General features: G+C 68.7%; 14 protein-coding genes and 1 riboswitch. Of the genes, 5 read left to right on the forward strand and 9 right to left on the reverse strand.

Annotated elements, in window-relative coordinates; translation table 11 throughout:
* Positions 1–4 precede the first annotated feature (4 nt).
* The 6 genes from gcvP to MJQ72_RS29685 all read right to left on the reverse strand — a co-directional run bounded on the left by gcvP (position 5) and on the right by MJQ72_RS29685 (position 7,961).
* On the reverse strand, positions 5–2,836 hold the full coding sequence (gene gcvP, locus MJQ72_RS29660) for an aminomethyl-transferring glycine dehydrogenase (RefSeq protein ID WP_240594359.1): 2,832 nt from the start codon (positions 2,834–2,836) through the stop codon (positions 5–7).
* 43 nt (positions 2,837–2,879) lie between these two features.
* A riboswitch (glycine riboswitch) is annotated at positions 2,880–2,981 on the reverse strand.
* 237 nt (positions 2,982–3,218) lie between these two features.
* On the reverse strand, positions 3,219–3,593 hold the full coding sequence (locus MJQ72_RS29665) for a hypothetical protein (protein WP_240594360.1): 375 nt from the start codon (positions 3,591–3,593) through the stop codon (positions 3,219–3,221).
* Between the two features lie 178 nt (positions 3,594–3,771).
* Positions 3,772–4,539: a 3-oxoacyl-ACP reductase gene (locus tag MJQ72_RS29670; protein WP_240594361.1), complete on the reverse strand. Its 768-nt coding sequence runs from the start codon at positions 4,537–4,539 to the stop codon at positions 3,772–3,774.
* A 2-nt stretch (positions 4,540–4,541) separates the two neighbouring features.
* Positions 4,542–5,906: an aldehyde dehydrogenase gene (locus MJQ72_RS29675; RefSeq protein WP_240594362.1), complete on the reverse strand. Its 1,365-nt coding sequence runs from the start codon at positions 5,904–5,906 to the stop codon at positions 4,542–4,544.
* Complete coding sequence (locus tag MJQ72_RS29680; protein ID WP_240594363.1) at positions 5,903–6,616, reverse strand: gamma-glutamyl-gamma-aminobutyrate hydrolase family protein; 714 nt, start codon at positions 6,614–6,616, stop codon at positions 5,903–5,905. The genes MJQ72_RS29675 and MJQ72_RS29680 overlap by 4 nt, the downstream gene beginning before the upstream one ends.
* On the reverse strand, positions 6,597–7,961 hold the full coding sequence (locus MJQ72_RS29685; protein WP_240594364.1) for a glutamine synthetase family protein: 1,365 nt from the start codon (positions 7,959–7,961) through the stop codon (positions 6,597–6,599). The genes MJQ72_RS29680 and MJQ72_RS29685 overlap by 20 nt, the downstream gene beginning before the upstream one ends.
* 228 nt (positions 7,962–8,189) lie before the next feature.
* Here MJQ72_RS29685 and MJQ72_RS29690 point away from each other — a divergent pair, with 228 nt between their 5' ends.
* Positions 8,190–8,714 (forward strand): general stress protein, encoded by a 525-nt coding sequence (locus tag MJQ72_RS29690; RefSeq protein WP_038509609.1) that lies wholly within the window; start codon positions 8,190–8,192, stop codon positions 8,712–8,714.
* A gap of 52 nt (positions 8,715–8,766) precedes the next feature.
* On the opposite strand, the gene aspS is transcribed toward MJQ72_RS29690, so the two are convergent.
* The 3 genes from aspS to MJQ72_RS29705 form a co-directional block, all read right to left on the reverse strand.
* Positions 8,767–10,020: an aspartate--tRNA(Asn) ligase gene (gene aspS, locus MJQ72_RS29695; protein WP_240594365.1), complete on the reverse strand. Its 1,254-nt coding sequence runs from the start codon at positions 10,018–10,020 to the stop codon at positions 8,767–8,769.
* Between the two features lie 402 nt (positions 10,021–10,422).
* Positions 10,423–11,670, reverse strand: a complete 1,248-nt coding sequence (locus MJQ72_RS29700; RefSeq protein WP_240594366.1) for a DUF1700 domain-containing protein — start codon at positions 11,668–11,670, stop codon at positions 10,423–10,425.
* Complete coding sequence (locus MJQ72_RS29705; RefSeq protein WP_034323457.1) at positions 11,667–11,990, reverse strand: PadR family transcriptional regulator; 324 nt, start codon at positions 11,988–11,990, stop codon at positions 11,667–11,669. The genes MJQ72_RS29700 and MJQ72_RS29705 overlap by 4 nt, the downstream gene beginning before the upstream one ends.
* 164 nt (positions 11,991–12,154) lie before the next feature.
* On the opposite strand from MJQ72_RS29705, the gene MJQ72_RS29710 reads away from it, so the two are divergent.
* From MJQ72_RS29710 to MJQ72_RS29725, 4 genes are read left to right on the forward strand one after another with little or no spacing between them, the layout of a single operon-like run.
* Positions 12,155–12,532, forward strand: coding sequence for a GntR family transcriptional regulator (locus MJQ72_RS29710; RefSeq protein ID WP_240594367.1), 378 nt, complete (start codon positions 12,155–12,157; stop codon positions 12,530–12,532).
* On the forward strand, positions 12,529–13,416 hold the full coding sequence (locus MJQ72_RS29715) for an ABC transporter ATP-binding protein (protein ID WP_240594368.1): 888 nt from the start codon (positions 12,529–12,531) through the stop codon (positions 13,414–13,416). The genes MJQ72_RS29710 and MJQ72_RS29715 overlap by 4 nt, the downstream gene beginning before the upstream one ends.
* Positions 13,413–14,102, forward strand: a complete 690-nt coding sequence (locus MJQ72_RS29720) for an ABC transporter permease (protein ID WP_240594369.1) — start codon at positions 13,413–13,415, stop codon at positions 14,100–14,102. The genes MJQ72_RS29715 and MJQ72_RS29720 overlap by 4 nt, the downstream gene beginning before the upstream one ends.
* 28 nt (positions 14,103–14,130) lie before the next feature.
* Complete coding sequence (locus tag MJQ72_RS29725; protein WP_240594370.1) at positions 14,131–14,478, forward strand: DoxX family protein; 348 nt, start codon at positions 14,131–14,133, stop codon at positions 14,476–14,478.
* Positions 14,479–14,522 lie beyond the last annotated feature (44 nt).

A 14,522-nucleotide genomic window follows, 5' to 3' on the forward strand; every position in this document is an offset into this window, starting at 1 on the left:
TGCCTCAGTTCTCGTAGGCGTTGAGCGGCGGGCAGGAGCAGACGAGGTTACGGTCCCCGCGCGCACCGTCGATGCGGCGCACCGGGGGCCAGTACTTGGACTTGCGGTTCACCCCGGCGGGGTACACCGCCAGTTCGCGGTCGTACGGCAGGTCCCAGTCGCCGACGAGGGTCTCCGCGGTGTGCGGGGCGTTGCGCAGCGGGCTGTTGTCCGCGGCCCACTTGCCCTGCGCGACGGCGTCGATCTCCGCGCGGATGGCGATCATGGCCTCGATGAAGCGGTCGATCTCGCCGAGGTCCTCGGACTCGGTCGGCTCGACCATCAGCGTGCCCGCGACCGGGAACGACATGGTCGGGGCGTGGAAGCCGTAGTCGATCAGGCGCTTCGCGACGTCGTCGACACTGACGCCGGTCTCCTTGGTGAGCCCGCGCAGGTCGAGGATGCACTCGTGCGCGACCAGGCCGTCCTGTCCGGTGTAGAGCACCGGGTAGTGCTGGTTGAGGCGCTTGGCCACGTAGTTCGCCGCGAGGACGGCGACCTGCGTCGCCGCGGTGAGCCCGCCAGCGCCCATCATGCGGACGTACGCCCACGAGATCGGCAGGATCGAGGCCGAGCCGTACGGGGCGGCGCTGATCGGGCCGACACCGGTTTCGGGACCGGCCTTCTCCAGCAGCGGGTGGTTCGGCAGGTACGGCGCGAGGTGCGCGCGGACCGCGACCGGGCCGACGCCGGGGCCGCCGCCACCGTGCGGGATGCAGAAGGTCTTGTGCAGGTTCAGGTGCGAGACGTCGCCGCCGAACTCACCCGGTTTGGCGAGACCCAGCAGGGCGTTGAGGTTCGCGCCGTCGACGTAGACCTGGCCGCCCGCGTCGTGGACGATCTTGGCCAGCTCGTCGATGCCGTTCTCGTACACACCGTGCGTGGACGGGTACGTGACCATGATCGCGGACAGCGTGTCGCGGTTGGCCTCGACCTTGGCCCGCAGGTCTTCGAGGTCGACGTTGCCCTCGTCGGTGCACTTGACCACGACGACGCGCATCCCGGCCATCACCGCGGAGGCGGCGTTCGTGCCGTGCGCGGACGACGGGATCAGGCAGACCTCGCGCTCGGCCTGACCGTTCGCGTGGTGGTACGCACGGATCGCGAGGAGGCCGGCGAGCTCACCCTGGCTGCCCGCGTTCGGCTGCAGCGACACCTTGTCGTAGCCGGTGACCTCGGCGAGCCAGCCGGACAGCTGCTCGACCAGGGTGTGGTAGCCCTCGGCCTGGTCCGCGGGCGCGAACGGGTGGATCCCCGCGAACTCGCGCCAGCTGATCGGCTCCATCTCGGTGGTGGCGTTGAGCTTCATCGTGCAGGAGCCCAGCGGGATCATGCCGCGGTCGAGCGCGTAGTCCAGATCGGACAGTCCGCGCAGGTAGCGCAGCATCGCGGTCTCGGAGCGGTGCGAGTGGAAGACCTCGTGGGTGAGGTACTCGCTCTCGCGGCCGAGGCCGGCGGGCAGCGCCTGGGCGCTTTCGGCCTTGTTCTCCACGCCGAACGCGGCGAGCACCTTGGCGATGATCGCGGGCGTGGTGACCTCGTCGACCGCGATACGGACGTGGTCGGCGTCGACCGGGCCGAGGTTGATCCCGTTCTCCCGCGCGACCGCGACGACGGCTTCGGCCTGTCCGGGCATGCGGGCGAGGACGGTGTCGAAGAAGCCCTCGTGGACGACCTCGACGCCGGCCGCACGGAGCGCGCCCGCCAGCCCGGCGGCGAGCTCGTGGACGCGGGTCGCGATGCGCTTGAGGCCGTCCGGGCCGTGGTAGACCGCGTACATCGCGGCGAGCACGGCGGGCAGGACCTGCGCGGTGCAGATGTTGGAGGTGGCCTTCTCACGGCGGATGTGCTGCTCGCGGGTCTGCAGGGCGAGGCGGTACGCGGGGTTGCCGTCGGCGTCGACCGAGACCCCGACCAGGCGGCCCGGCAGCGAGCGCTCGAGCCCGGCGCGGACGGCCATGAACCCGGCGTGCGGGCCGCCGTAACCGAGCGGGACACCGAAGCGCTGGGTGGATCCGGCGGCGATGTCGGCGCCGAACTCACCCGGCGCGGTGATCAGCGTGAGGGCGAGGAGGTCGGCGGCGACGGTGTACAGCGCCCCGGCGGCCTTCGCCGTCTCGGAGATGGCGGAGTAGAAGCCCGCGCCGCGCAGCACGCCGGAAGCGCCCGGGTACTGGACGACGACGCCGAAGAACTCCTCCGGCAGGCCGGTGAGCAGGTCGCGGACCTCGACCTCGACGCCCATGGCCTCGGCGCGGGTGCGGACGACCGCGATCGTCTGCGGCAGGCACTCGGCGTCGAGGACGACCTTGTTCGACTTCGCCTTCGACGCGCGGCGCATCAGCATGACGGCTTCGGCGACGGCGGTGGACTCGTCGAGCAGGGAGGCGTTCGCGGTGGCGAGACCGGCCAGCTCGGAGACCATGGTCTGGAAGTTGAGGAGGGCTTCGAGACGGCCCTGCGAGATCTCCGGCTGATACGGCGTGTAGGCCGTGTACCAGGCCGGGTTCTCCAGCACGTTGCGGCGGATGACCGCCGGGGTGACCGTGTCGTGGAAGCCGAGGCCGATCATCTGCGTCATCGGCTTGTTGAGCGCGGCGAGCGCGCGAAGCTCGGCGATGGCGTCCTCTTCGGACGCGGCGGGGGGAAGTTCGAGGTCGCGGGTGACGCGGATCGCGGACGGCACCGCGGCCTGTACCAGGGCATCGAGACTGCCGTAGCCGACCTCGGCGAGCATCTTGGCCTGCTCGGACTCCGAGGGGCCGATGTGCCGGTCGTCGAAGGACGTACTGGTCAAGGGAGCTCCTTCAATCAGGCGCCGGATAGACCGGTGCGCTGGGAACTCCCCCTCTGTCATGGCACCTGAGAGTTTCACCACCGTCGAGGGTGGCTTTCACCTTGGGTGAGGCGCACTTGCGCGCCTGCTTTCCAGAGTGGCCTCGCGTGAAGCGGTAGTGGGTACCTGAGAGATTCCGGGGAGTTTGCTCCTTCGGTGCCCCACCACGTTCGTGGGGGCTCTCCCGCTCCAGCTCGACGGCCCTGTCTGAAGTTGTGCGCACACCGTACCTGGCCTGTTCAGCGCGCGTCTACTTACCACCGGCCACGTCACTCGCGTGTCTGGAGCCGTAACTCGTGAGTTACGCCTCCAAGCACGCGAGTGACGCGCCTGATCACGCGAGTTACGCGTTCTCCATCATCATCTCGGCGGTGATGGTGCCGCAGAGCTCGGCGCAGCGCATCATCATGCCCGCCGCGTCGGCGAGCTCGGCGTCACCGGTCTTGGCGCACTCGTCGGCGCACATGCGCATCATCTGGGAGGCGAGGCCGCACATCTTCGCGCACATGCGCATCATCTCGAGGTCGGCGACCATCGCGGAGCAGCGCATCATCATGTCGGCGCACATACGCGACATGTCCGCGCAGGTCACCATCATCATCCCGAGCTTCGCGCCGCCCATCTCCATGCAGCGCGTCATCATCTCCTCGCACCGGACATGACACTCGTTGCACAGGTCGATGCAGTCACGCATGGCGGTGCTCATCTGCCGGGTCATTCTGGGCCTCCTGGGTGGTCCTGGATGCTGGCTCGCGCTGTCAGGACTACAGCGCAGGTCAGCGGCCCGCCATCCCAGCCACCGGGACGAGTGACGCACACCCTGGGCCCGGTCCGTGAAGGCCTCCTTGAGGGACTCTGGGTCCCTCAAGGAGGCCTTCACGGACAGCTGCCCGAGGTCAGAGCGGGGTGACGTAGGCGCCCGAGATGCCCCCGTCCACCAGGAACTGCGAAGCCGTGATGAACGAGGCGTCGTCGCTCGCCAGGAAGGCGACCGCGGCCGCGATCTCCTCCGGCTCCGCGAACCGCCCGACCGGCACGTGCACCAGCCGCCGCGCGGCCCGCTCGGGGTCCTTCGCGAACAGCTCCTTGAGCAGCGGCGTGTTCACCGGACCCGGGCACAGCGCGTTCACCCGGATGTTCTCCCGCGCGAACTGCACGCCCAGCTCCCGGCTCATCGCGAGCACCCCGCCCTTGGACGCGGTGTACGAGATCTGCGACGTCGCCGCACCCATCACCGCGACGAACGACGCCGTGTTGATGATCGAGCCCTTGCCCTGCCGCTGCATATGCGGCAGCACGGCCTTGCAGCACAGGTACACCGACGTCAGGTTGACCTTCTGTACCTTCTCCCACGCGTCGATGCCCGTGGTGAGGATCGAGTCGTCCTCGGGCGGGGAGATGCCCGCGTTGTTGAACGCGACGTCGACCGAGCCGAAAGTGTCCACAGTGGTCTGGAACAGGGCCTCGACCTGCTCGGCGTCGGTGACGTCGGCCTGCACGAACAGGCCGCCGACCTCGTCGGCCGCGGCTTTGCCCGCGTCGGCGGAGATGTCGCCGATGACGACCTTCCCGCCTTCGCTCGCCAGCCGCCGCGCGGTGGCGAGGCCGATCCCGCTGCTGCCGCCGGTGATGACCGCGACGCGGCCTTCGAAACGCTGAACCATTCCTATTCCTCCGTGCTGATGAAGACGTTTTTGGTCTCGGTGAAGGCGTCGACGGCGTCCGGGCCGAGCTCCCGGCCCAATCCGGACTGCTTGAACCCGCCGAACGGCGTCCAGTACCGGACGGACGAATGCGAGTTGACCGACAGGTTCCCGGCTTCGACACCGCGCGCGACGCGGAAGGCGCGGCCGACGTCGCGGGTCCAGATCGAGCCGGACAGCCCGTACTCGGTCCGGTTGGCCATGGTCACCGCGTCCGCCTCGCCGTCGAACGGGACCACGGCGACGACCGGGCCGAAGATCTCCTCGGACGCCAGCGGATGCCGCAGGTCCGGCGGGGTGACGACGGTCGGCGCGAACCAGTATCCGGGCCCGGCGGGCGCGCTGCCCCGGAAGGCGACCGGCGCGGCATCGTCCACATAGGACGACACCTTCGCGTGATGCCCGGCCGAGATCAGCGGCCCCATCTCGGTCACCTCCAGCCGCGGATCACCGACGACGACGCCGTTCACGGCGGGTTCCAGCAGCTCCATGAACTTCTCGTACACGCTCGACTGCACCAGGATCAGCGACCGCGCGCAGCAGTCCTGCCCGGCGTTGTCGAAGACGCCATACGGCGCGGTGGCCGCGGCCTTCTCCAGGTCGGCGTCGGCGAAGACGATATTCGCGTTCTTGCCGCCCAGCTCCAGCGTCACCCGCTTCACCTGCGCGGCGCAGCCCGCCATGATCTGCTTGCCGACCTCGGTCGAGCCGGTGAACACCACCTTCCGCACCGCCGGGTGGTCCACGAAACGCTGCCCCACCACGGATCCCTTGCCGGGCAGCACCTGGAAGACGTCTTCGGGGATCCCCGCCTCGCGGGCGAGTTCGCCGAGGCGGATCGCGGTCAGCGGGGTGAGCTCGGCGGGTTTGAGCACGACGGTGTTCCCGGCGGCGAGCGCCGGTGCGAACCCCCAGCCCGCGATGGGCATCGGGAAGTTCCACGGCACGATCACCCCGACCACGCCGAGCGGCTCGTGGAACGTCATGTTCACGCCACCGGGCACCGGGATCTGCTTGCCGCTCAGCCGTTCGGGCGAAGCCGAGTAGTACGTCAGCACGTCGCGGACGTTGCCCGCCTCCCAGCGCGCGTTGCCGATCGTGTGGCCGGCGTTGGCGACCTCCAGCGCGGCGAGGTGCTCGATGTCGGCGTCGACGGCGTCGGCGAACCGGCGCAGCAGCCGCGCCCGGTCACCGGGGGCCACGGCACGCCAGGCGGGGAACGCCGCGTGCGCGCGGGCGATCGCCGCGTCGGTCTCCTCGGCCGAGGTCAGCGCGACCGACCTCACCACCTCTTCGGTGGCGGGGTTGATGACCTCGAAGGTGGTCACTTCATCTCCTTCGCAGCTTCTACCAGCGCCTCGAAAAGCCTGGTGTCGTCGGGATTCTGTTCGGGATGCCATTGGACGCCGAGCACGAACCCGTCGCCGGGCAGTTCGGCCGCCTCGATGGTCCCGTCGGCGGCCCAGCCGACCGGGATCAGGCCGTCGCCGAGCTTGTCGATCGCCTGATGGTGGTAACACGGCACCTTGGTCTCGGCGCCGAGGATCGACGCGACGCGGCTGCCCTCGGCAAGCGTCACCGTAGTGGTGCCGAAGCTACCCGGCGCGGGCTGGTGATCCGCACTGTCCAAAGTGTCCGGCAGGTGCTGGGCGAGCGTGCCGCCCAGCGCGACGCTGAGCACCTGCAGCCCGCGGCACACGCCGAGCACCGGTTTCCCGCTGTCCAAAGCGGACCGCAGGAGGCCGAACTCGAACGCGTCCCGGTTCGGCCTCGTGTACGTCGTCGCGTGCTGTTCCTGGCCGTAGCGCGCCGGGTCGACGTCCGCGCCGCCGACCAGGACGAGACCGTCCACGGCGGACATCAGCCGATCGTGTGCCGTGCTCACCGGCGGCAGCAGGACCGGGATCCCGCCCGCCGCGACGATCCCGTCGACGTAGACCCGGTGGAGCAGCGCCGCTTCGGTCTCCCACACCAGGAACTTCGCGGGTTCCAGATAGGACGTGAGCCCGATCAGGGGTTCAGAGACGTTCGAAGCCACGGATCCTCTCCCAATCGGTGACGGCGGCGTCGTACGCGGTGAGCTCGACCTTCGCCGCGTTCAGGTAGTGGTCGACGACCTCGTCCCCGAACGCGGACCTCGCGAGTTCGCTCCCGTCCAGCAGCGTCGCGGCCTCCCGCAGGGTGGTCGGCACGGTCGGCTTGGCGGAACCGTAGGCGTTGCCGTGGAACTCCGGCTCCAGTTCCAGCTCGTTCTCAATGCCGTGCAGCCCGGCCGCGATCAGCGCGGCCACCGCGAGGTACGGGTTCACGTCGCCACCGGGGACGCGGTTCTCGGTGCGCAGCGAGTCGCCGTGCCCGACGACCCGCAACGCGCACGTGCGGTTGTCGGTGCCCCAAGCGACGGCCGTGGGCGCGAAGCTCCCGGGCACGAAACGCTTGTAGGAGTTGATGTTCGGCGCGAAGAAGTAGGTCAGCTCACGCAGCCCGGCCAGCTGACCGGCGAGGAAGTGCTCCATCAGCGGCGAGAACCCGCCGGGGCCGTCGCCTGCCAGGACGGGCTCGCCCGCGGCCGAGCGCAGGCTGATGTGGATATGACAGGAGTTGCCCTCGCGTTCGTTGTACTTCGCCATGAACGTGAGGCTCTTGCCCTCCTGTGCGGCGATCTCCTTGGACCCGGTCTTGTAGACGCTGTGGTTGTCGCAGGTGGTCAGCGCGTCGGCGTAGCGGAACGCGATCTCGTGCTGGCCGGGATTGCACTCGCCCTTGGCCGACTCGACGTACAGTCCCGCCCCGCCCATGTCGTTGCGGATGCGGCGAAGCAGCGGCTCGATCCGGGCGGTGCCGAGCATCGAGTAGTCGACGTTGTACTGGTTGGCCGGGCGAAGGTCCTGATAGCGCTTGTCCCAGGCCGATTCGAAGGTGTCGTCGAAGACGATGAACTCCAGTTCGGTGCCGACGTAGGCGGCGAGACCGCGCTCGGCGAGCCTGTCGAGCTGGCCGCGCAGGATCTGGCGGGGCGAGGGGGCCACCGCGCCGCCCTGCACGCGTTCGAGGTCGGCGAGGACCAGCGCGGTGCCCTCCTGCCACGGGAGCAGGCGCAGCGTGCCGAAGTCCGGGCGCATGACGAAGTCGCCGTAGCCGGTCTCCCAGGACGACATCGCGTAGCCGTCGACGGTGTTCATGTCCACGTCGACCGCGAGGAGGTAATTGCACGCCTCGGTGGCGTGCTCGACGACCTCGTTGAGGAAGTACTCGGCGGCGCAGCGTTTGCCCTGCAGCCTGCCCTGCATGTCGGTGATCGCCACCAGCACCGTGTCGACGGTGCCGTCCTCGACCAGTTCCCGGAGCCGATCCAGCGTGAGCATGCCGCGCCTGTTCGCCATCAGCCTCACCTAAAGGTTCGAAGCGGTACCTTTGCGGGTTCTTCCTACCGGGTCGGCCGAACCCGGTCAACTCGGTCAATGGTCTGGTTCGTTATCCATTGCTGACCGTAGGTGATCCCTGGGCGGATTGTCTGCGATGCCCGGCTGAGAAGATGCTGTGAATCCCGCCGCACCGGGAGGAGATCCGCGCATCCGGGACGTTGTACGGATCAAGAGAGGTGAGAAGGAATGACACAGGCATTCACGCAGCAGACCACGTTCACCGAGCCCCAGGGGCGGGCTCAGCTCCCGACGCTGCCCAGCGGGTGGCCGATCGGCTCCTACGAGTCGTACTCCGAAGCGCAGCGTGCCGTCGACCACCTCGCGGGAACGGATTTCCCGATCACGGACGTGACCATCGTCGGGGTCGAGCCGATCCTCGTCGAGCGCATCGCGGGACGGATGGGCTGGAGCAAGGTGCTGACCAGCTCGGCGCTGTCCGGCGCGATGTTCGGTGTGTTCCTCGGGCTCGTGCTGAGCCTGCTGAACCCGGGCGCCGGGCTGGTGCCGATCATCGTCGGCCTGGTCGGCGGTATCGGGTTCAACCTGCTGTTCGGCGCGCTGGGCTACGCGTCGTCGAAGAACAAGCGAGGGTTCATCTCGCAGAGCCAGCTGGTCGCCCGGCGTTACGACGTCCTGGCCCAGCCGCGCAACGCCGAGAAGGGCCGCGCCCTGCTGGCCGACCTGGCCGCCAGGAGCGCGTTCAACCACTGAGCCTCACCCCACGCGAGCCGGCACCTCTCCGCGAGGTGCCGGCTCGCGGCTTTCACGGGGTCAGGCGGTGCAGGTCTCGCGGGAAGAGCGTCGCCTGACGGACGTTGGGCAGCCCGAGCAGCCGGGCCGTCCAGCGTTCGAGCCCGAGCGCGAACCCGCCGTGCGGCGGCATCCCGTGCGCGAAGACGGCCAGGTAGTCCCGGTACGGCTCGGTGGATTCCCCGCGTGCCGTCAGCGCGGCGACATAGTCCGCGTGCCGGTGCAGCCGCTGTCCCCCGGTCACCAGTTCCAGCCCGCGGAAGAGCAGGTCGAAACTGTTGGAGTACCCGGGCCGCGCCGGTTCCGGATGCGTATAGAACGGCCGCTTCTCCATCGGATACCCGGTGACGAACAGGAACTCGGATCCGTGTTCGCGCAGTGCCCACTCCGAAAGCAGCCGCTCGTGCGCGGGCGCGAGGTCGGGCTCGCCGCGCGGGTCTTCGCCCGACAGCCGCGCGATCAGCTCCTGAGCCGCCGCGAAATGGATCTCCGGGATCTCCTCGGGTACTTCGACCCCCGTCTCCGGAACCGCGGCGGCCATTCCCGCGATCACTTCCCGCAGCACCGCCATGACGTCGCGATGGTCGTCGATGAAGCCGAGTTCGGCGTCCAGGCTCGTGTACTGCGCGAGATGCCGCGCGGTGTCGTGCGGCTCGGCGCGGAAGACCGGGCCGACCTCGTAGACCCGTTCGAAAACCCCGACCAGTGCCTGTTTGTAGAACTGCGGGGACTGCGCCAGAAAGGCCCGGCGGCCGAAGTAGTCGATGCCGAAGACGTTCGCGCCGGACTCCGTGGCCGACGAGACGATCTTGGGCGTATGGACTTCGGTGAACCCGAGCCCGTCCAACGCCGACCGGAACCCGGCGACGCTCGCCGCCGCGATCGCGAAGACCTCTTTCAGCCGCGGATGCCGCAACGCGACGGCGGCGTTGTCCAGCACCGTGGGCAATGCGGCGGGCACCGACGGACGGTAGAGGTCGAACGGCGGTGGTTCGGCCGGCTCGGAAAGCAGCCTGACAGACGGCTCGGTGAGTTCCAGGCCGCCCGGCGCCTGAGGATTCGCGGTGACGAGACCTTCGACCTCGACGACGGTCTCCTCCGGTGGGACGCCGGGTTCGGCGAGGACCACCTGCACGAGTCCGGAGCGGTCCCGGATCACGAGGAAGGTGACGGTTTTCAGGCGGCGCCGGCGGTGCACCCAGCCGGCGATACGGACGCGGCCACCGACGTGCCGGGGCAGGTCGGCGGCGAGGACACGCGAGATCATCACAACTCCAGTACGGATGTGCGCGACCCCTTGGGAGTGCGGGCGAGAAGGGAACTCGCGGTACCACCGCACTTTCGCCGCCGTGAGCGGCGGCCTCGAAGGCCCGTGACGAGGGCCGGACGGCGGGGCATGGGGCGCGGACGCCGTTCCTCCCCGCACTCGGGAGGGTCTTCACCGAAAGGCGCGAGGCCGCCTTCACAGCTACCGGCGGCTCTCTGGGCTCGCGTGATCTCTCGGCTACTCGTCTCCGTCAGCGCGTTGCCCCGGAGGTTACGTCCCCTTCGGCGCTTCCCGCATCCGCATTTCGTCCTCTGGATGCGGTAGTCGGCGACGCGAACTACCGCATCCGGAGGACGAAACGCGGGTGGAGGCGCCCCCGACAGCCGCCTCCACCCGGACCACCTAGCGCGTCGGCTGGGTGGGGTTCGACGGCGGCGCCACGGAGGACGACGGCGGCGCCTGGGCGGTCGTCGAAGGCGGCACCGGCGCACCCTTCGGGATCGCCGCGCTGAACGGCACTTCGGCCTTCTCCTGGCAATAACTCCGGGAACCGTTGTAGCCGTTGAGGTTTCCGTCGTTGTCCTGGACTCCCCGTTCGAGCCGCGGCCGCGGATAGCGGTTGTCGTCGCCGATCCTCCGCTTCTCGCCCGTGCTCCGCTCGCAGGCGTACCGGGTCGTGCTGAGCGGACGGCCGTTCTCGTCGTAGAGGTAGATCTCGGTCAGCGGCTTGCCCTCGGCGTCGAACGCGTAGATGTTCTCCACGTCCTGGCTGCCGTACATCAACTGCGGGTTGCCGTAGTTGTCGTTGTAGCTCGGCGTGTAGCCACTGTTGTAGGAACCGTTGCCGTAGGAGCGTTTCGCGATCAGATCGACCGCCGCGCCCGCCCCGCCGAGCATGCTGCCGATGACGAACGCCGAGATCGGCACGGCCAGCCACAGCAGCCGCCGGTCGGTCTTCAGTTTCGGCCCCGCCCAGACCACCGCGACGGCGGCCAGCAGCATCAGCGGCAGCAACAGCACGGCCTCGGTGTCGCGGAGCACGAGCAGCAGGCCGAAGATGACCAGCACCGCCGCGCACAGCACCCACCACGCCGGTTTGAGCGTGCGGAAGTAGTTGATTCCCTTGCCGTTCCGGTTGTTCTGGAACGAGGTCGCGATCTCGCGGAGCTTCACCACCTCGGGCAGCTCCGTGATCGGCGCGACTCCCTTACGCACCACGTAGGCGACGCTGATCGCGAGCACGGGTGCGACGAAAAGCAGGCCCAGCAACGGTTCCACCCGCACCCACACCGCGGCCGCGAAGCCGAACAACGCGAAACCGCCGACGGAGAACACCAAGCCCCAGAACGCGAACCGCGCTCCGCCGATCCCGGTCTTCACCTTCAGCACGGTGGTCTTGTCGCCCGCGTCGGGCGGACGCGGCGGGTAGCCACCGGACGCCCGCAATTCCGCGGCGTAGCCTTCCGGGCTTCCCAACCGCTCGATCAAGGCGTCGACCTTGGGGTTCTCCCCCAGCTCCGCCTCCATCTCGGCGAGATGAGGCCGGACGTCTTCGAGGATCTCCTCGACTTCGCTCTCGGGCAGGTCGGCGAGCGCGCTCCTGACCCTCGCCAGATACACCCGCACGGCGGTCGGATTCTGCGTGCTCATGCTGCCTCTCCCAACAGGCTGTTCATTGTCGTGGCGAAAGTCCGCCAGGTCTGCCCCGACTCTTCGAGGCGCTGACGACCCGGCTCGTTGAGGCTGTAGTACTTGCGGTGCGGGCCTTCCTCGCTCGGCACCACGTACGACGTCAGCAGGCCCGCCTTGTACAGCCGCCGGAGCGTCCCGTACACCGAAGCGTCGCCCACTTCCTGCAACCCCGCGATACGGAGTCTTCGGAGTACGTCGTAGCCGTAGCCGTCCTCTCCGCGAAGCACCGCGAGAACGGCGAGGTCCAGCACGCCTTTGAGTAGCTGACTGATCTCCACAGTCGCGTCCCTCCCAGTCTTACGCAACAGAAGGTACCACGCATTGCACAGTAGTGCGCACGGCGGAAGCCACTTGCGTCCATCGGGTGGTTCATGGGTTACTTAGTCCAGTAATGAACCACCGCACCCCGTGAGGGTGCCCGAAGACTGGGGACGGAGGTGTCGTGCTCGACGAAGGAACACCCCTGTTCGTGCAGATCGCCGAACAGATCGCCGACGACATCGCCGAGGGAAGCCTGGCCGAGGGGGAACGCGTGCCGTCAACCAACGAACTCGCCGCCTTCTACCGGATCAATCCGGCGACGGCGGCCAAGGGGATCAACCTGCTCGCCGACGACGGCCTGCTCGAAAAACGGCGCGGTATCGGCATGTTCGTCGCCGCCGGCGCGCGGCAGAAGCTGCTCACCGACCGGCGGCAGCGGTTCGCCGAGCAGTACCTCGACCCGATGCTCATCGAAGCGAAGCGCCTCGGCATCGACGACGAAACCCTGATCTCGCTCATCCGCGGGAACGGACACCGGAACGGAGGACCCGCCGCATGACGCCGACCATTTCGACCACCGGCCTGACCCGGCGCTACGGCGACCACACCGCGCTCGGCGATGTCTCGGTCGACATCGAAGAAGGCAAGATCACCGGCCTGCTGGGCCGCAACGGCGCGGGCAAGAGCACCTTCCTGCGCATCGTCACCGCACAGGAGTTCGCCAGCGCCGGCTCGGTCCGCGTGTTCGGCGAGACCCCGGTCGAGAACGAACGGGTGCTGCGGCGCCTGGTGCTCGTCCGCGAAGACCAGCAGTTCCCGGACTTCAAGGTGAAGCACGCCCTTTCGGCGGCGTCGTGGTTCTACCCGAACTGGGACGCGGAACTGGCCGAAACCCTGCTCCGCGACTTCGACCTGCCGACGAAACGCCCGATCAAGAAGCTCTCGCGAGGGATGCGTTCGGCGCTGTCGATCACGATCGGGCTCGCGGCACGAGCGGAACTCACGCTGCTCGACGAGCCGTACGCGGGCCTGGACGCCGTCGCGCGTCAACTGTTCTACGACCGGTTGCTCGACGACTATTCGGCCCATCCCCGCACGATCCTGCTCTCCACGCACCTGATCGACGAGGTCGCCGATCTGCTGGAGCACGTGGTGATGATCGACAAGGGCCGTGTCGTCCTCGACGCGCCCGCCGACGAACTGCGCGGCACGGCCGTCACGGTTTCCGGCCCCGCCCTCGCGGTGGACGACTTCGTCTCCGGCCGCCGGGTGCTGCACCGCCGCAAGATCGGGTCGCGGGCTTCGGTCACCGTCGCCGACGCGCTCGACCCCTCCGCCAAGGCGAAGGCGAAAGCCCTGCACCTGAAGCTGGAGCCGCTTTCCTTGCAGCAGTTGATGGTGCACACCTCCAACGGACAGACCGCAGAGGAGGCGTCCGCATGAACACCCTGGTCAACGTCGCGCGCTACCACCTGGTGGACCGGCTCCAGTACGTCGTCCTCCCGGTCGGCATCACGTTCTTCGCCTTCGGGGTGAACCTCGCGATCTTCTCGCTTCTCCCCGAGACACCCGAGGAGAACTACTCCGGCGGCCTGTTCACGCTGTTCGTGTTCATGCTCGTCTGCGGCGCCTTGAGCATGACGAAATCGCTCCCGTTCGGCCTCGCGCTGGGCGTGTCGAGGCGGTCCTACTATCTGGGGACGCTCCTGCTGGTCGCCGGGCTCTCGGCGCTGTACGCGGTGGGGATCGCCGTGTTCCAGGTGGTCGAAGACGCGACCGGGGGCTGGGGGCTCGGGCTCAACTATTTCCGCGTTCCCTGGTTGCTCGACGGTCCCTGGTACCTGACCCTGCTCACCTCGTTCGTGTTCCTGGTGCTGATGTTCGTCTACGGCATGTGGTACGGCCTGATCTACCGGCGCGCCGCGGTGGTCGGTGTCGTCCTGTTCGGCGCGGCGCAGGTGCTGGTGGTGCTGGGCGCGGTGCTGCTGCTCAGCTGGACCGATTCCTGGTCGAAGCTCGGCACGTTCTTCAGCACGCTGACCGTCGGCGGGATGACCGGGGTGCTCGCGCTGCTGGTCTGCCTCGCCGGAGCGGGCGGCTTCGCCACGATGCGCCGCGTCACCGTCTGAGAGTCCTTTCACACCAAGGAGTTCCGTCATGGCCGTGGCTCATGTGGTGCTGTCGGTGCTGCTGATCGCGATCTTCGCCGTACTGGGGGTGGCGAAGGTCCTGCGTCAGCCGGCGTTGGTCTCCCGGACCGAGAGGCTCGGCTTCTCGGTCCGGGGGATCCAAGGGATCGGCGCGCTCGAGATCGCCGGGGCGGCGGGCCTGGCGGCCGGATTCTTCTGGCCGCCGCTCGGGATCGCCGCGGCGATCGGCCTGGTGGCGCTGCTGATCGGGGCGGCGATCTCCCACGCCCGGGCGGGCGACGGGATCAAGGACATCGCCCCGCCCGTCTGGCTCGCGCTGATCTCCGCGGCGGCCGCCGTCACCGCGATCGTCTAGGCGGAACTCGCGTACTTGGGCCCGTAACTCGCGTGCTTGAAGGC

Origin of the sequence: Amycolatopsis sp. EV170708-02-1, assembly GCF_022479115.1 — a bacterium.
In the GTDB taxonomy this organism is placed as follows: Bacteria; Actinomycetota; Actinomycetes; order Mycobacteriales; family Pseudonocardiaceae; genus Amycolatopsis.